Annotated in this window: 16 protein-coding genes; 7 read left to right on the top strand and 9 right to left on the bottom strand. The window is 70.3% G+C overall.

Annotated features, from left to right (window positions below; all coding sequences use genetic code 11):
- Positions 1-47 precede the first annotated feature (47 nt).
- Positions 48-1,667 carry a long-chain fatty acid--CoA ligase gene (locus tag NL112_RS16040; RefSeq protein WP_350356178.1) on the bottom strand — a complete coding sequence of 540 codons (1,620 nt, stop codon included), beginning with the start codon at positions 1,665-1,667 and terminating at the stop codon, positions 48-50.
- Positions 1,668-1,758: 91 nt separating this feature from the next.
- Here NL112_RS16040 and NL112_RS16045 point away from each other — a divergent pair, with 91 nt between their 5' ends.
- Positions 1,759-2,925, top strand: coding sequence for a CaiB/BaiF CoA transferase family protein (locus NL112_RS16045; protein WP_255149857.1), 1,167 nt, complete (start codon positions 1,759-1,761; stop codon positions 2,923-2,925).
- Positions 2,922-3,893, top strand: coding sequence for an LLM class flavin-dependent oxidoreductase (locus tag NL112_RS16050; protein WP_255149858.1), 972 nt, complete (start codon positions 2,922-2,924; stop codon positions 3,891-3,893). The genes NL112_RS16045 and NL112_RS16050 overlap by 4 nt, the downstream gene beginning before the upstream one ends.
- Here NL112_RS16050 and NL112_RS16055 read toward each other — a convergent pair.
- Positions 3,886-4,770 carry a DMT family transporter gene (locus NL112_RS16055; RefSeq protein WP_255149859.1) on the bottom strand — a complete coding sequence of 295 codons (885 nt, stop codon included), beginning with the start codon at positions 4,768-4,770 and terminating at the stop codon, positions 3,886-3,888. The genes NL112_RS16050 and NL112_RS16055 overlap by 8 nt on opposite strands.
- A gap of 233 nt (positions 4,771-5,003) precedes the next feature.
- A complete protein-coding gene (locus NL112_RS16060; RefSeq protein ID WP_255149860.1) occupies positions 5,004-5,792 on the bottom strand; it encodes an SDR family NAD(P)-dependent oxidoreductase in 789 nt (262 codons plus the stop codon).
- 144 nt (positions 5,793-5,936) lie between these two features.
- Here NL112_RS16060 and NL112_RS16065 point away from each other — a divergent pair, with 144 nt between their 5' ends.
- Entirely contained in the window at positions 5,937-7,196 is a 1,260-nt protein-coding gene (locus NL112_RS16065) for a GAF domain-containing protein (protein ID WP_255149861.1), read from the top strand.
- Here the strand turns inward: NL112_RS16065 and NL112_RS16070 are convergent.
- On the bottom strand, positions 7,181-7,873 hold the full coding sequence (locus NL112_RS16070) for an HAD family hydrolase (protein ID WP_255149862.1): 693 nt from the start codon (positions 7,871-7,873) through the stop codon (positions 7,181-7,183). The two genes, NL112_RS16065 and NL112_RS16070, sit on opposite strands and share 16 nt — an antisense overlap.
- Complete coding sequence (locus NL112_RS16075) at positions 7,870-8,853, bottom strand: MBL fold metallo-hydrolase (RefSeq protein ID WP_255149863.1); 984 nt, start codon at positions 8,851-8,853, stop codon at positions 7,870-7,872. Before NL112_RS16075 ends, NL112_RS16070 begins: the two co-directional genes overlap by 4 nt.
- A gap of 154 nt (positions 8,854-9,007) precedes the next feature.
- Here NL112_RS16075 and NL112_RS16080 point away from each other — a divergent pair, with 154 nt between their 5' ends.
- From NL112_RS16080 to NL112_RS16090, 3 genes are read left to right on the top strand one after another with little or no spacing between them, the layout of a single operon-like run.
- On the top strand, positions 9,008-9,793 hold the full coding sequence (locus NL112_RS16080; protein ID WP_255149864.1) for an SDR family NAD(P)-dependent oxidoreductase: 786 nt from the start codon (positions 9,008-9,010) through the stop codon (positions 9,791-9,793).
- A gap of 24 nt (positions 9,794-9,817) precedes the next feature.
- On the top strand, positions 9,818-10,819 hold the full coding sequence (locus tag NL112_RS16085) for a TIGR04024 family LLM class F420-dependent oxidoreductase (RefSeq protein ID WP_255149865.1): 1,002 nt from the start codon (positions 9,818-9,820) through the stop codon (positions 10,817-10,819).
- Between the two features lie 31 nt (positions 10,820-10,850).
- Positions 10,851-11,279, top strand: a complete 429-nt coding sequence (locus NL112_RS16090; protein ID WP_255149866.1) for a universal stress protein — start codon at positions 10,851-10,853, stop codon at positions 11,277-11,279.
- Between the two features lie 36 nt (positions 11,280-11,315).
- Here the strand turns inward: NL112_RS16090 and NL112_RS16095 are convergent, their stop codons facing one another.
- Genes NL112_RS16095 through NL112_RS16110 form a run of 4 tightly spaced genes read right to left on the bottom strand, consistent with a single transcriptional unit; the run spans position 11,316 to position 15,367 of the window.
- A complete protein-coding gene (locus tag NL112_RS16095; RefSeq protein WP_255149867.1) occupies positions 11,316-12,008 on the bottom strand; it encodes a DUF7546 family protein in 693 nt (230 codons plus the stop codon).
- A complete protein-coding gene (locus tag NL112_RS16100; protein ID WP_255149868.1) occupies positions 12,005-14,425 on the bottom strand; it encodes a heavy metal translocating P-type ATPase in 2,421 nt (806 codons plus the stop codon). Before NL112_RS16100 ends, NL112_RS16095 begins: the two co-directional genes overlap by 4 nt.
- A complete protein-coding gene (locus tag NL112_RS16105) occupies positions 14,422-15,180 on the bottom strand; it encodes a sulfite exporter TauE/SafE family protein (RefSeq protein ID WP_255149869.1) in 759 nt (252 codons plus the stop codon). The genes NL112_RS16100 and NL112_RS16105 overlap by 4 nt, the downstream gene beginning before the upstream one ends.
- A gap of 1 nt (position 15,181) precedes the next feature.
- Positions 15,182-15,367: a DUF8131 family protein gene (locus tag NL112_RS16110; RefSeq protein ID WP_255149870.1), complete on the bottom strand. Its 186-nt coding sequence runs from the start codon at positions 15,365-15,367 to the stop codon at positions 15,182-15,184.
- Positions 15,368-15,552: 185 nt separating this feature from the next.
- Between NL112_RS16110 and NL112_RS16115 the strand changes: the two genes are divergently transcribed.
- On the top strand, positions 15,553-16,815 hold the full coding sequence (locus NL112_RS16115) for a halocyanin domain-containing protein (protein WP_255149871.1): 1,263 nt from the start codon (positions 15,553-15,555) through the stop codon (positions 16,813-16,815).
- Position 16,816 lies beyond the last annotated feature (1 nt).

Raw genomic sequence — 16,816 nt, forward strand, 5'->3', positions numbered from 1 at the left:
CCATTCGGCGCATCCGGCTTAACGTCTATGCACCAGTCAGTCGGGTGTCAGTCCTCCGCGGGGAGTTCGACGTCCTCGTATCTGGCGCGGAGTCGCTGCTTGTCGAACTTCCCGGTGGACGTCTTGGGAATCTCCTCGAGGAACTCGACCCGGTCGGGGAGCCACCACGACGGGAACGACTCGCCGAGGAACGAGAGCAAGTCGGCCTCGTCTACGTCGGCATCGGGGGTCGTCACCACCGCCGCGAGCGGTCGCTCCTGCCACGTCTCGTGGTCGACGGCGATGACGCTGGCCTCGACGACGTCCGGGTGGGCCATCAGTTCGTTCTCCAGGTCGACCGAGGAGATCCACTCGCCCCCGGACTTGATGACGTCCTTCGTGCGGTCGACGACGTCGACGTAGCCCATCCCGTCCATCGTGGCGATGTCGCCGGTCTTCAGCCACCCGTCGTCTGTGAACGACTCGCGGTTCGCCTCCGGTCGCTCGTGGTACTCGTCGACGACCCACGGCCCGCGAACCTGCAACTCGCCCATCGTCTCCCCGTCGTGAGGTACCGGGTCGCCGTCGTCGTCGAGGATGCGCGTCTCGATGCCGGCGACGGGCATCCCCGCCTTCGCGCGGTAGGCGTACTGGGTCTCCGGGTCCGCGTCCTGCAGTTCCCGACGGAGCGTGCTCATCGTCCCGAGCGGCGAGAGTTCGGTCATCCCCCACCCCTGGATGATGGGCGCGTCGTACTCTTCGTCGTAGCGGCGGATGAGCGACTCCGGCGGCGCGGACCCCCCGACCGTGAGACGGTCGATGTTCGAGATGTCCACCTCCGGGTGGTCGTCGAGGTACTCGGCCATCTCCAGCCAGATGGTCGGTACCGCGGCCGACACCGTCACCTCCTCCTCGTCGATGAGTTCCGCGACCGGGCCGGGGTCGGTGTGGACTCCCGGCAGTACCTGCTTGGCGCCGACGAGCGTCGCGGCGTACGGCAACCCCCAGCCGTTGGCGTGGAACATCGGCACCACCGGGAGCACGACATCGGACTCGCTGACGCCGTTGGCGTCGACGTGCCCGCACATCAGCGTGTGGAGGTAGACGCCACGGTGGGAGTAGGCGACGCCCTTCGGTTTGCCCGTCGTCCCCGAGGTGTAACACATCCCGCACTCGGCCTCCTCGTCGAGGTCCGGCCACTCGTACTCCGTCGACTGGTCGGCGAGGAGGTCCTCGTAGGCGACGACGGGCTCCAGCGACGTCTCCGGTACCTCGTCGGCGAGGACGACGTACTGCTCGACGGTGTCGAACTGGTCGGCGTTGGCCTCCACCTTCTCGACGAACGCCGGGTCGACGAACACCACCCGGTCCTCGGCGTCGTTGACGATGTACTGGAAGTGGCTGTCGGGGAGCCGCATGTTGCACATGTGGATTGACCGCCCCGAACACGGCGGCGCGAAGTACAGTTCGAGGTGACGGTAGTTGTTGAGCGCCACCGTCGCCACACGGTCGCCCGTTTCGACGCCGAGTTCGTCGAGCGCGTTCGCCAGTTGCCGGACCCGCCGGTCGAGGTCGGCGTAGGTGTACCGGTGTTTCGACCCGTCAGGGCGTTTCGTCACGATCTCCCGGTCGGGGAACAGCCGCGTCGCGCGGGCGAGCAGTTTGTCGAGTGTCAGCTGGGAGTCCATCATGGCGTGCTACGTATGAACACACCACGACATAACGGTTGCCCGCCGGGCGAACCGTAGTCTTAACTCCCCGCGAGCGCTCGCGGCCCGTATGCGACTCGATGGCGTGCGCGTGCTGGACCTGACGCGACTGCTCCCCGGCCCGTACGCGAGCCAGTTGCTCGCGGACGCGGGCGCTGACGTGGTGAAAGTAGAGGACACGGGGACCGGCGACTACGCCCGACACATGCCCCCGACGACGGACGCCGGCCACGGCGCGGTGTTCGACGCCGTGAATCGGGGGAAACGGAGCGTCGCGATCGACCTCAAGAGCGACGACGGGCTGGAGGCGTTCTACCGGCTCGTCGAGGACGCCGACGTGGTGTTCGAGCAGTTCCGTCCCGGGGTCGTCGACCGGCTCGGCGTCGACTACGAGACGCTCCGCGAATACAACGACGACCTGGTCTACTGCTCGCTGTCCGGCTACGGGCAGAACGGTCCGCTCGCGGAGCAGGCGGGCCACGACTTGAACTACATCGGCCTCGCGGGGATGCTCGACATGACCCGGGAGTCCGACGCGGAGGCCCCACGGATGCCCGGCTACCAGGTCGCGGACATGGGCGGCGGCCTGTTCGCCGCGTTCGCCATCGTGTCGGCGCTCGCCTCGCGCGAGTTGGGCAACACCGGTGGCGAGTACGTCGACGTGGGGATGACCGACGTGGTCGTCTCCTTCTCGCAAGCCATCGCCTCCGAGGCGCTGACCGGCGGCGACCCGCGACCCGGGGAGACGCCGCTCACCGGGCAGTACCCCTGGTACGACGTGTACCCGGCGAAGGAGGGGTACGTCACGCTCGGTGCGCTCGAACCACAGTTCTGGTCGGCGTTCTGTGAAGCCGTCGGTAAAGAGGAGTGGATCGGGAAGCACATGACGCAGGACCCCGCGGAGTTGCAGGCGCTCCGTGAGGGCATCGGGGAGGTGTTCGCCGAGCGGACCCGTGACGAGTGGGTCGAGTTCTTCGACGGCGTGGACGCCGCCGTCGACGGCGTCTACTCGCCCGAAGAGACGATGGAACACCCGCAGATAGAAGCCCGCGGCTACGTCGAGCGACCGGACGACGGCCATCCCCGCGTCGGGTTTCCCGCTCGCGGCACCGACATCGAGCACGGGGAGGCGTCGTCCCCGCCGGACCACGGCGCGGACACCGACGCCGTGCTCCGCGAGGTCGGGTTCGACGCCAGCGAGGTCGAACGACTCCGCGAGTCGGGGGCGGTCGAATGACCCGCGGCCTCCTGTTGCCACAGGTCGGTGACGACCCCGTAGAACTGGCGGTTCGCGCGGAGGAACTCGGCTACGGCTCGGCGTGGCTTGGCGAACTCTGGTGGCGGAGTTCGCCGGTGACGCTGACCCAGATAGCGACGCGGACCGACGACATCGGCCTCGGAACGGCCATCCTGAACGTGTTCTCGCGGTCACCGGCGGTGCTGGCGATGACCGCCGCGTCCATCGACCGCGTCTCCGACGGCCGGTTCACGCTCGGCGTCGGCACCTCGACCGCCAAGGCCGTCGAGGACCTCCACGGCATGCCGTTCGACCGCCCCGTGCGGCGTGCCCACGAGAGCATCGACCTCGTGCGGCGGTTCCTCTCGTCGGAGGGGCAGGTCGAGTACGACGGCGAACTGTTCGACGTGGCCGATTTCCCGTCGCTCGGCGCCGACGTGCCCGTCTACCACGCCGCGCTCGGGCCGGCGAACCGGCGCGTGGTCGCGCGGCTCTGTGACGGCTGGATTCCCCACAACGTCCCGTTCCCGAAGCTCGACGAGGCGTTCGACTACGTCCGCGAGCACACGCCGGCGGACCGCGACGCAGACGACATCACGGTCGCGCCGTACGTCCCGTCGGCGGTGGCCGACGACCCCGAGGCGGCACGCGACGCAGTCCGCGGCCACGTCGCGTACTACGTCGGCAACGGCGAGGGGTACCGCAACGCCGTCGCCGAGCAGTTCCCCGAAGAGGCAGAGAGGGTGGCGGCGGCGTGGCGCGACGGCGACCGCGAGACAGCGGCTGGCCGCGTCACCGACGAGATGGTCGCGGCGCTCGGGGTAGCCGGGACGCCCGAGGAGGCCCGCGAGCAGTTCGCCGCCATCGAGTCGATGGAGGTGGTGGACCAGCCGCTTGTCACGGTGCCGAGCAACGCCACGCATCTCGCCGAAGGGACCGTGGAGGCGCTGGCCCCCGACGCTACGTGAGCATCGCACGGAAGGCGTCGCGTTTCAACAGGAGGAATCCGAGGAACACGACGCCGAACCCGACGACGGTGAGCGGAGTGATGGACTCGTCGAGGAGGACGACGCCAGCGACCGTTGCGACGATGGGGACCACGTAGCCGACGAGACTCGTCTCGAGAGCGCCGTACTCGTCGAGCAGGCGGAAGAACAGGAAGAAGGCGACGGCGGTGGCAAACACCCCCAGATAGAGGACCGCCGCGACCGACACCAGCGGGTACTCCAGCGTCGTCGGCTCGTCGAGACCGAGACTCACGGCGTGGAGGATGGCCGCCCCGACGAGCATCGACCAGCCCGCACGAGATGTCGACCCGAGCGAGGCGTCGGCCCGCTGGACGACGACCCCGCCGAGCGAGACGCTCACCACCTGCAACAGTATCAACAACCGGCCCGCGATATCGCCCGCGAGGAGGTTCGCGGGCGTCGGCCGCACCACCAGGCCGACGCCGAGGAACCCGAGGAGGATGCCCACCGCGCCGACGGCGGAGACGTGCTCGTCGAGCAACACGAGCGTCCACAGCGTCGTCACGATGGGAACGAGCCCCTGAAGGATGGCGGCGACGCCGCTGGCGACGGTCTGTTGCCCGATGAACAGGAATGCGTTGCCGGCGATGAGGAACACGCCGCCCCCGATGACGGCCTCGTAGTCGCCTCGCGTGTTCGGGACCCACCCGCTCCCGGTGGCCGCGGCCGCGAGTAGCAGGACCGCGGCGATGTCGTAGCGGAACGACGCGAACAGCACCGGCGGGAGCGCATCGAGGCCGACGCTGATGGCCGGGAAGGAGAATCCCCACAGCACCGCGAGGAGGGCGAACGGAACGAGTGCGCGGAGCGTGGACACACCCACCGTTTCGGTGGCACGCCGAAAACGGTAGCGTTCCCGGAGGGCGAGCAGGCGGTCCACGGCGCGACCCCGAGAGTCGCGATGGGTGGACCACACTCCCGCCGTGGCCCATCGCGTCCTCGCTCAGGTGATGTGGCGGGTTGCCGCGCTCCCGTACTTGGACCTTCGGTGCGGCGACGGGAACGCCGGAGCGAAGGGATGAGCGAGCGGCGGACTGTCGGCCGACGGAGTTAGAAGGAGAACAGGTCGATGCCGCCGGTGACGCCCATGACCTGTCCGGTGATGTAGTTCGCTTGCTCGGAGGAGAGATACGCGACCATGTTGGCGACGTCCTCCTCGCGGCCGAGTCGTCGCATCGGCGTCGCCTTGGCGATGCGGGCGAAATGCTCGTCCATCTGTTCGAGCTGGTCGATGGGCAGGTCGGCGAGCGCGCCGACGACGATGCTGGGCGCGATGACGTTGGAGGTGACGCCGTTCTGTGCGCCCTCCAGAGCGAGGGTCTTCCCGAAGCCGATGAGCGCGGCCTTCGTCGCGGAGTAGGAGAGCTGTCCGAACCCGCCCTGCCAGCCGGCCATCGAGGACATGCTGACGATGCGGCCCCACTCGCGTTCCTTCATCCGCGGGAACACCTCGCGGGTGATGTTGTACGCGCCGGTGAGGTTCACCGCGACGTCGCGGTCCCAGATGTCGTCGTCGAAGTTCTCGACCCGGTCGCGGGCGTCGACCATCCCCGCGTTGTTCACGAGCACGTCGATGCCGCCGGTCTCCTCCTCGAGGGCGTCGACGGTCGAGCCCACGTCGTCGCGGTCGGTGAGGTCACACTCGATGGCGTGCGCCTGGCCCGCGTACTCGTCGTCGTCGTCGTTGATTTCGTCGGCGACGTTCTGTGCCTGCTCCTCTTCGACGTCCAGCACCACGACCTCCGCACCCTCCCGGGCGAGCACGCGGCAGTCTTCGCTCCCGATTCGTCCCGCACCGCCCGTCACTACGGCGGTCTTGTCGTCGAGTCCGAAATCCATTGCGGCCGGGGTATCCACTCACCCGGAGTTAACAGTTTGGTAAGCCGCAACCCGGAGACTTATTGACTGCGCGACCCGTTTCCACACGTCGAGTGGGGGTGCCGTCCGCGTCCCCCAGCAGTACCGATACCCCCGAGAGACCACATGCCAGATCCGACTCACGACACCGCGGTGCCCGAGCAGCTGCTCCACGTCACGGCCGACCGCACGTTCGCCGAGGCGCTCGTCGAGGCGCTCGACCGCCCGGCTCGCCGCGTCGAGACGCTCGTCGACCCCGACCGCGTCCGGTCCCGGCTCGACGCCACCCGGCACGACGCAATCGTGGTCGACCACGACGGCGTGGGCGTCGACGCGCCGGCAGTGGTGCGCGCCGCGACTGCGGCCCAGCCCGCGACGCCGGTGGTCGTCTGCGCGGTCGATGCCCCGGGCGAGGTTGCAAGCGAAGTGCTCGAAGCCGGTGCGACCACGTTCGTCTCGCGGGACGCCGACGGGCGCGCCTCGGCCGTCGCCGGTCGGGTCGACGACGTCCTCGAGGAGACGCCGGGTGACGCACGCGAGGGGCCGCCCCCGGCCGTCGTCGAAGACGTCCTGTCGGCGAACGGCGTCGGGGTCGTTCTCTCCGACGACACCGGAACGGTCCAGTTCGTCACCGACGGCGTCGCCGAACTGTTCGACGTTCCCGCCGACCGGGCGGTCGGGAGCGGTCGCCGTCGGCTCGTCCGGGAGCGGCTGGCGCCGGCGGTCGAGGACCCCACGCGGCTAACCGGGCGGTTGCTCGACGCCAGCGACGGCGAGCGGTTGCTCATCCGTTCCACCCACACGGACGGTGGCCGCTGGATCGACTGCCGGAGCCAGTCGCTCGGGTCGGGGCCGTTCGCCGGCGGCCGGGTCGACCGGTTCACCGACGTGACGCGGTTCGTCCGCGAGGAGGCGCCGCTCCAGGAGCTCCAGCGGCTGGTCCTCGCGCGGGAGATGCCGTTCGCCGAGCGGCTCCACGAGGTACTGGAGCTGGGGGCCGACCGGCTCGAACTCCCGTACGGCTTCGTGACAGCCATCGACGACGGGGTCCAGAGCGTCCTCGATTCGGTCGGCGACCACGAACTCCTCCAGCCCGGGGAGTCGGCACCGCTGTTACGGACGTACTGCCGGAAGACGCTAGCGGCCGACGGCGTCGTCGGCATCCCGGACGCAGTGGCCGACGGCTGGACGGCCGACCCCGCTTACGAGACGTTCGGCCTCGACGCGTACGTCGGCGCGCCCGTGACGGTCGGCGACGAGCCGTACGGCACGCTCTGCTTCGCCGGCTCGTCGCCCCACGACGGGTTCACCGACGAGCAGGAGCTGTTCGTCGAGTTCGCGGCCGCGTGGACCGGTTGGGAACTGGACCGCTACGAGCCGTCGTAGTCGCCGCGAGCGATGTCGGGCACGCGCCGAAGGTCCTCGACGACGTAGTCGGCCGACGGACCGGACGCCTCCTCGCCGTAGGCGACGGCGTCGAAGCCGAGGGTCGCGGCGCCCTCCACGTCGTGTTCGTACCGGTCGCCGACCATCAGCGCGTCGCCGGCCGCCCCACCCCACGCGTCGAGCGCGTGCTCGAACATCCGGCGGTCCGGTTTCGTGTACCCCACCGTCTCGCTCGTCGTGACCGAGTCGAAGCAGTCCCGCACGTCGAACGCGCCGAGCATGGTCTCCATCTCGCGGTCGTCGATGTCGGAGACAATCCCCTGGTGGACGTCCGTGCCGGCGAGTTCGCGGACGGCCTCAACCGCCCCGGGCTCCGCTCGCATCGCCTCGGCGCTGGCCCGCTCGAACAGCGGCCACCACTCGGACTCGTCGGGCGCGTCGCCGTCGAAGACCGCTTCGGTCGCCTTCACGTAGCCGTCCTGCGCGCTCCGGAACTGGGTTCCGTCCCGCGATTTGAAATGGTCGCCGAGCGTCGTCTTCCAGGTCTCGACCGTCTGCTCGTACGGCAGGTCGTACCGCTCGCACAGTTCCGCGAGGAACGCGCCGTACCCGTCGCGGATGCTCTTGAGCTCCACGATGACGCCACCGATGTCCCAGAAGACGGCGTCGTAGCTCATGCCGGGTCGTAGTAGCGGACGCCGTCTTCGACGGTGACGGTCGCCCGCCCGGTGCGTTCGAGATGTGCGAGCGCGCTCATTGCCTCCGGAATCATGTAGCGAACGCCCCGGTCGCCGGCGAGGGCCATGGCGACGCCCGGCACCGTCCGGAGCCCCTCCGAGAGCTTTCCTTCGATGCGGTCGAGTTGGGCGTCGAGCCGGTCGCGGTCCCGCTCGACCACCTCGTCGAACTGGTCGTGGACGGGGCCGTGACCGGGGTAGACGCGGTCCACCTCGAGGTCGGCGAGCCGGTCGAGAGCGGCGTAGAAGCCGTCGACGGCGTCGACGTAGCCGTCGTCGAGCCCGTCGTGAAGCAGGACCGCCCGGAACGGCTCCAGCGCCATGTCGCCGGCCAGAAGGGCGCGCTCGCCGTCCAGGTCGGTCAGGAAGGCGAGGTGGTCGGCCTGATGGCCGGGAACGTGGACGGCCTCCGCCGACAGCGGGCCGAGTTCGACCGGGCCTGAATCGAGCCACTCGTCGACCGCGTCGGGCGGTAGAAGCGACCGGTCGCGGCGTAGCGACTCGACGGCCATCTCGACTGCCTCGTCAAGTTGGTCGCCCGCAATGCCGGCGGCGCTGGCGTTGTCCCGCACCCGCTCGGCCAGCGCGTCGACGTCCCTGTCGAACCGCTCGCGGACGCCGACCGGCGCGTACACGGTCGGGTCAGCCGCTTCGATGATACGGGGTGCCTGCCCGACGTGGTCGACGTGTGGATGGGTGACGACCAGATGTTCGATGTCGGCGAGTTCGTAGCCGGTCTCTGCAAGCGCCGCGTCGAGCGTGTCGTCCGGGTGCTCGTCACCGCCGTCGTAGTCGCTCCGCATCCCCGCGTCGACGAGCACCGGCTCGTCGAGGTCCAGCAGGTACGCGGCGACGTGGCCGGGCGGCCAGTCGACGGCGAACTCGATACGTCGCACGCTGGAGAGTCGCGTGCCGCTCATTAATTGGAAACCGACCGCGCCTCGGATAAGCGTTCGCTTCCGAGCAAATCGCTGTCGAGTGGGGCGTGTTTCGACTCACACGGAGGCGTCGACGGCCGAACAGGTTTATTAACAACCGCTCGTAAAGCGTGAGCAGAGGTTTCCAACGTAAACCATGACGGCCAACGAGCGATTCGACGTGGCGGGCGAGACCGCGGTCATCACCGGGTCGAGCCAGGGTATCGGGAAGGTGACGGCGGAGCAGTTCGCCGAGGAGGGCGCGAACGTGGTGGTGTCCTCGCGGTCCGAGGAGAAAATCGAGGATGTGGTCGCAGGCATCGAGGAAAGCGACGCGCCCGGCGAGGCCATCGCCGTCGAGTGCGACGTGCGCGACCGCGACGCCGTCGAAGCGTTGATGGACGCCACCGTCGAGGAGTTCGGCTCCATCGACCACCTCGTCAACAACGCGGGCGCCTCGTTCATGGCCGGCTTCGACGACATCTCGGAGAACGGCTGGGAGACCATCGTCGACATCAACCTGACCGGGACGTTTCACTGCTCGCAGGCGGCGGGCGCACACATGCAGGAGCAGGACGGCGGCGGCACCATCATCAACTTCGCCAGCGTCGCCGGCACCGACGGCTCGCCGTACATGAGCCACTACGGCGCCGCGAAGGCGGGCGTCGTCAACCTCACGACGACGCTCGCGTACGAGTACGCCCCCCACGACATCCGCGTCAACTGCATCGCGCCGGGGTTCGTCGCCACGCCCGGCGTCGCCTCCCAGATGGGCGTCAGCGCCGAGGAGGTCGACCGCGACAGCGTCGAGCGCCGCATGGGCGTCTCCGAAGAGATAGCCGACATCGTCCAGTTCCTCGCCAGCGACGCCGCCTCGTACATCGTCGGCGAGACCATCACGGCGAAGGGCGTCCCGGACATCGAGGAGTCGCCGGAGGTTTAAGCCGCTGGAGGACGCGGACACCGCATGACCGACCGCGACGCGTTTCTGCCGGTCGCCGCACAGCCGAGCGTCGACGCCCTCGTCGAGATGGCGCGACGCGCCGAATCCCTCGGGTACGAGCGCGCGTGGCTCCCCGAGACGTGGGGCCGCGACGCCATCACCGTGATGACCAGCATCGCCCACGGGACCGACGACATCGGTCTCGGCACGTCCATCATACCAATCTACTCGCGGTCGCCCGCACTCATCGGGCAGACGGCCGCGACCCTCCAGGAGGTCGCCGACGGCCGCTTCAGGCTCGGGCTCGGCCCCTCGGGCCCCATCGTCATCGAGAACTGGCACGGCGTCGACTACGGCAACCCGCTCAGGCGCACCCGCGAGACGGTCGACGTGGTCAAGCAGGTGCTCTCGGGCGAGGAGGTGGAGTACGACGGCGAGTACGTCGATGTCTCGGGGTTCCGTCTGCGGTGTGACGCGCCCGACCCGGTGCCGCCGGTCGACACCGCCGGCATGGGCCCGAAGGCAGTCGAACTGTCGGGCCGGTTCGCGGACGGCTGGCACGCGCTACTGCTGACGAAGGACGGCCTGCGCGACCGCTACGAGGACTTCGAGCGGGGCGCCGAGTTGGGCGACCGCGACGTCGACGACCTGCAGGTGACGCTGTCGCTGACGTGCTGTGCGCTGGAGGACGGCGACCGGGCGCGGGAACTCGCCACCCAGCACGGCGTGTTCTACCTCGGCGGGATGGGCACCTTCTACCGCGACTCGCTGGCGCGACAGGGGTACGAGGACGCCGCCCACGACATCTACGACAAGTGGCAGGACGGCGAGCGCGAGGCCGCGATGGCCCGGTTCAGGGAGGAGGAACTGCTGGATGAGCTCTCGGTCGCGGGGACGCCCGAGCAGGCCCGGGACCAACTCCGGGAGTGGGAAGCGATGGACGAGGTAGACGCCGTCTCCGTCTCGTTCCCGCGGGCCGCCGACATCGAGGACGTGGAGGCGACGATGGACGCCCTCGCGCCCTGAACGCTAAGAGGCCGCACCCCGACGTTCCGGTATGTACGACCGCATCCTCGTCCCGACGGACGGGAGCCCGGAGGCAACCGCCGCGTTCGACCACGCCGTCGACCTCGCGGCCGCGGTCGGCGCGACGGTCACGGCGCTGTACGTCGCCGACACAGGGAGCGACAGCGTCACCGTCGTCGGCAACGAGGTGGTCGACGCGCTCGAACAGGAAGGCGAGAGCGTCGTCGCCGACTGCGCCGACCGGGCCGCCGACACGGCGGTCGCCGTCGACACCGACGTGGTCCAGGGCGACCCGGCACCGACAATCGTCGGGTACGCCGACCGCGGCGGCTACGACCTCGTGGTCGTGGGCGCACGCGGAAGCCGCGGCGTCCGCGATTACCTCGTCGGCAGCACCACCGAGCGCGTCGTTCGGGGGACGACCATCCCGGTGTTGACCATCACGCCCGAGGACGAGTGAGACTCGGGCCTCCCGCTGGTCGGCGCGTGTGGTCAGTTACGACTCCTCGACGTCGGGCGGTGTCAACACGAGCGTCCCGTCGAACGGCCTGACGTACAGCACCAGGAGCGTCACCAGGAACACGACCGTCGAGAGGTCGTACGCCAGCGACGTAGCGACGCGTGCGACGCCGGCGCCCGCGCTCCCGCCGGCGACGGCCGCGACCACCCCACCGATGCCGGGCGCGGCACAGCCCACACACGAGACGACGCCGAGCGCGCCGCCGAGCGCGGCCCGCGCCGCGTCGAGCACGAGGCCGTAGAGGAGATACGAGAGCGCCGCGTAGCCGACGAGTTTGAACGGAAACAGCGTCACAGTGACGCCCGCGGTGCTCCCGACGAGCGCCGGCCCCCAACCGGGGGGTAGGGGGACGACCCGGAGCGGGCCCCCCTCGCCGCCGGCCAGTCCCACGGAGCCGTCGAGCACGAGCAGGCCGACGAGATACAGCCCCGCGACGGAGGCGGCGAGGAGCCTGACGCGGGGCGACCGTGACGATGGGCGCGTGAGTGCCACCGCCGCGACGCCGGCGTTGACCCACACCAGCGGGTACAACAGGTATCGCGGCTCGGTCACGGCCACGTCGCCGGCCCGGAGGTAGAGCCACAGCGCGAACAACTCGACGGCGACGACGGCTACGACCGCGAGCACGGCGACCGGCCGCACCCGGTCGGCGAGACGGCCGGCAGTCACTGCGGAACACCTCCGGCCTCGGCGGCCGTACTCGGCGGGTCGGGGGTCGTCTCCTCGGACTCGGTCGCCGCGTCGTCGGCCACCGAGCGCGCGGAGTTACCCACCACCAGCAGGCTACTGGTCGCCATGGCGACGGCCGCGAACAGCGGGTTGATGAGTCCGCCGACCGCGAGCGGCACGGCGACGGCGTTGTAGAGGAACGCCCACCCCAGGTTCTCGCGGACGCGGCGTCGGGTCGCGGCGGTGAGCGAGAACACCGTCGGGACCGCTCGCAGGTCGCCGCCCGTCACCACGACGTCGGCGGCGTCGGCCGCGAGCCGAGTCCCCGATTCGAGCGCGATGCCGAGGTCGGCCGTCGCCAGTGCGGGCGCGTCGTTGCTCCCGTCGCCGACCATCGCCACCCGGTCGTCGCGCCCAAGTCGCCGTATCACCTGAGCCTTCGCCTCCGGCGGCACGCCCGCGAACGCCTCGTCCACGTCGGGGTGGGCGAGGAACGCACCCGTGGCCGCCTCGCTGTCGCCGCTGAGGACGACGACGCGGCGGTCGGTCGCCAGTCGCGAGACGACGGCCCGCCAGCCCGGTCGCGGCTCGTCGCCAGCGACGACGACGCCGCGGGCGCGACCGTCCCACCCGACCAGCGCCGGAACGCGGCCCGACTCGGTAGCGTTGACGGCGCGGGAGGCCAGCGACGCCGGCACCTCCCAGTCGCGAGCCTCGAACAGTGTGGAACTCCCGACCACGACCTGGTCGCCGTCGACGCTGGCGCTGACGCCCCGACCGGGGTGCGTCTCGAACTCCTCCACCGACGCCGTGGTCGCGGGCGCCGCGTCAACGACGGCCCCCGCGACCGGATGCTCCGCGAACTGCTCGACGGCGGCGGCCCGCGACAGCAGGGTCGCGCGGTCCGGGCCGACAGTCGTTACCTCGTGGACCTGCATCTTGCCGGTCGTCAGCGTCCCCGTCTTGTCGAGCGCCACCACGTCGACGTCGGGGGCACGCTCGAACACGCTCCCGTCCGCGACGACGACCCCGCGGGCGAGCGACTCGCGGACGCCCGCCGCCACCGCGAGCGGCGTCGCCAGCCCCAGCGCACAGGGGCACGACACCACCAGGACGGCGAGCGCCGTGAGCACCGCCCCGGTTGGGGACGCACCCAGCCACAGGTGGACGCCGAACGTGGCGACGGCCAGCGCGACCACCAGCGGGACGAACACCGCGGCGAGGCGGTCGGCGAGACGCTGGGCACCCGGTCGGGTCGCCTGCACCTCCCACAGCAAGGAGACGAGGCGGTCGAGCGTGCTCTCCGCGCCGTCGTCGACGGCGACCACGAGCCCGCCGTCCGTGACGAGCGCGCCGCCGACCACCTCGTCGCCCTCGGTGCGGCGGACCGGCCGGGACTCGCCGGTGACGAGCGACCGGTCGACGCCCGCCGTCCCCTCGACGACCGTTCCGTCGGTCGGAACCCGCTCGCCCGACCTGACGACGAGTTCGTCGCCCGCCGTCAGGTCGTCGACCGAGACCTGCTCGGTCCCCTCGCCCGTTCGCCGGCGGGCGCGGTCGGCCCGCTCCTCCGTCAGGTCGGTCAGGCGGCCGGTCGCCCGCTCGCGGACCCGCCCCTCGTAGTGGTTGCCGACGGTGACGACCAGCACGACCGCGACGGAGACGTCGTAGTACACCTCGGTGCCGCCGGTCACCAGGACAGCCGTCGAGTAGACGAACGCCGTGGTCGCCGCGAGCGCGACGAGCAGGTCCATGTTCGGCCGCCCGGCCCGGAGGCTGACGTACGCCCCGCGGAGCAGGGGGTAGCCGGTGTACGCGAGGACCACGCCCGCGAACGCCGCCACGTTCCACAGCAGGTAGCCGCCGGCGGTCCCCTCGAGCGCGAACAACCGCAACGAGGGTGGCAGGCCGAGATACGCGGGATAGAGAAACAATACGTACCACAGCATCGTCATCATCCCGAAGAACAGGCCGACGAGGAGGCGTCCCAGCGACTCGTCGTCCGCGGGGTCGGCGGCGGCGGCCCGGGCGCGGTAGCCGGTGCCGGACAGCACCCCCGGGAGCGCGTCGGCGTCGAGCCGTTCGGGGTCGTACACGAGCCGGACGAGCCCGGTCGCGTAGCTGGCGGCCGCCGCCTCGACCCCCGCGTGGTCCGTCGCCCGCGATTCGAGGAACGCTTCGCAGGTCGAACAGTGCATCCCGTCGACCGCGAGGTACGCGGTCTCGCCGTCGGCGTCGTCGGGGTCCGCGCCCGTCTCGAGCGTCTCGCGGCCCTCCCCGTCCGCTTCGGGGCCGAGCGTCCGAGCGACCTCGAGACAGCCGCGACAGCAGTAGGCGCCGTCGGTTTCCTCGCCCGTCACCGGGGGGTCGGGCGTGGGAAGCGAGCAGAGTGAACAGCCGTCGTCGGTCCGGGTCATGGCATCGGAAGGGGTACGTGAGGAACGTCGTAGCCGAGCAGTCCCAGCGCCTTCGCCAGCGGCACCGACCCCAGCAGGACGAACGCCGCGCCGAGCGCGCGGTGGAGCCGTGCCCGGGTTGCGGCACCGAGCGACCCCAGCGCCGCGCCGTACGCGAACAGCGTCGGGAACGTTCCGAGGCCGAGCGCACCCAGCGCGATGCCCCCCTCGACGGCCGACCCCGTGGAGAACGCGTACAGGTACGCGGGGTAGAGAATCGGGCACGGCAACAGCGCGTGGACGGTGCCGAGTGCGGCGATGCGTGGTCCTTCGACCCAGCCGTCGATACGGGCCGTCAGAGCGCCGACGAGTCGCCCGGCGACCCCCCCGACCAGCGGCACGGAGACGTGGCCGCCGCCCGCGCCGCGGAGCAGGTAGCCGACCCCGACGGCGACGATGACCGTCCCGACGAGCAGGCCGACGCCCGCCCGGAGCCAGTCGCCGGCCGGCGCGAGGGTCGCGACGCCGAACACCGCGCTCCCGACGGCACCCAACAGCGCGCCGACGGCGGCGTAGCCGATAGTTCGGCCGGCGTTGAACAGGCCGTGCTGGCGGAGTTCGTGGAACGTCACGCCACGGTCGTCGCCGAGTCGGTCGGCGTACACGCTCACCAGCGGGCCGCACATTCCGAGACAGTGCGCCCCGCCGAGGACGCCGAGCAGGAACAGCACCGCGACACCCGGGTCCGCGAGCGGTGTCCCGAGGCCGGCGTCCATCTCACTCGACGGCGTCGTGGCTCGGTTGCTCGCCGGGCGCGAGCATCAGATACAGCGACGCCGCGATGACGACGACGCTCACGAACGACAGCGCGACGATAGCCTGCCCCCGGGAGAGCAGGAACACCGCACCGGTGACCAGCGCCGCGAGCGCGATGGCCGGAGCGACGAGTCGGAGCGAAACCATGTCGGGGAGGTTGGATGAGGTTGGTATTAATCGTGTGGGTAGGTCCCACGAGTTCGGAACCGTCCCCCCGGTTCTTCGCCCCTACATCCACAACCACCCGATATGGGACGGGTGCCAACTGGAAGAAACGTCAATCGAATTTATCACCCATCGTGTAATACCGTCGGGCTGAACGGTGGTGTGGAATGATATCAGATGACGGAACACCTCACGTAACGCGTCGCACGCTTCTGGCCGCGACCGGAACGGCCGCCGTCGCGGCGGGAGCCGGCGTCGCTGGGGCACAGGACGCGCCGTACGGCGGCTGGTTCACCGACAGCACCGGCGGCGCGACGGAGACGTACGACGGCACCGTCGACCGGACCGGCCAGTCGGAGGTGACCGTCGAGGTCGGCGCACAGGGCAACGGTGGTCCGTACGCGTTCGCCCCGACGGCGATGCGGGTCGACCCCGGGACGACCGTGACGTTCTCGTGGGTCTCGGACACCCACAACGTGGTCGTCGAGTCCCAGCCCGAGGGTGCCGGCTGGGCCGGCCAGGAGTCCGTCGAGAACACCGGCTTCGAGTTCTCCCACACGTTCGAGACGGAGGGCGTCTACACGTACTACTGCGAGCCACATCTCTCGCTCGGGATGAAAGGTGCCGTCGTCGTCGGCGACGCCGAGGTCGGCGAGAGCGGCGGCGGCGGGGGCGGTGGCAACGTCCGGCCGGACTTCGGCGACTGGCTCACCCAGGACGGCGAGCAGGTCGACGGCGGGTTCATGGACGCGCGCGGACAGTCCGAGGTGCAGGTCGAGGTCGGCGCGGACGGCAACGGCGGGACGTTCGCGTTCGCACCGGCGAACCTCTGGGTCGACCCCGGGACGACCGTCCGGTTCACCTGGACCTCCGACTCGCACAACGTGGTCGTCGAGTCCCAGCCGGACGGCGCGGGCTGGGAGGGCGAGGAGTCCGTCGAGAACACCGGCTTCGAGTTCTCCCACACGTTCGAGACCGGCGGTATGTACGAGTACTTCTGTGACCCGCATCTCTCGCTCGGGATGAAAGGCGGCGTCGCAGTCGGCGACGACGTGCCGACCAGGGAAATCTCGACGCCCGCGCCCGCAGGCGGAGAAGGCGGCGACGGCGAGGGATTCGTCTGGCCCGGCGGCGAGTTCTCGGCCGTCCTGCTCGGGTTCATCTGGAGCGTCGGCGGCCTCGGCGCGTTGCTGTTGCTCGGCGGCGAGTTCTACCGCGACAGACAGAAGCGCCTCGAAAGCCGGCCGGAGCCGACCGGCCCGCCGACGGAGGCCGCGGCCCCCGAACCGGTGACCGAAATCGGCCACGACGAGTACGACCCCGTGGGAACGGCGATTCTCATCGCGGCGTTCTTCCTCGTGCTCGTCGTCATGTGGGTGTTCGTCTACTTCGTCGAGTTCCTGGGCAACGGTCCGACGGTGCTGGGGTGAT

It is taken from the genome of Halorarius halobius (assembly GCF_024298865.1).
Classification (GTDB): Archaea; Halobacteriota; Halobacteria; order Halobacteriales; family Haloarculaceae; genus Halorarius; species Halorarius halobius.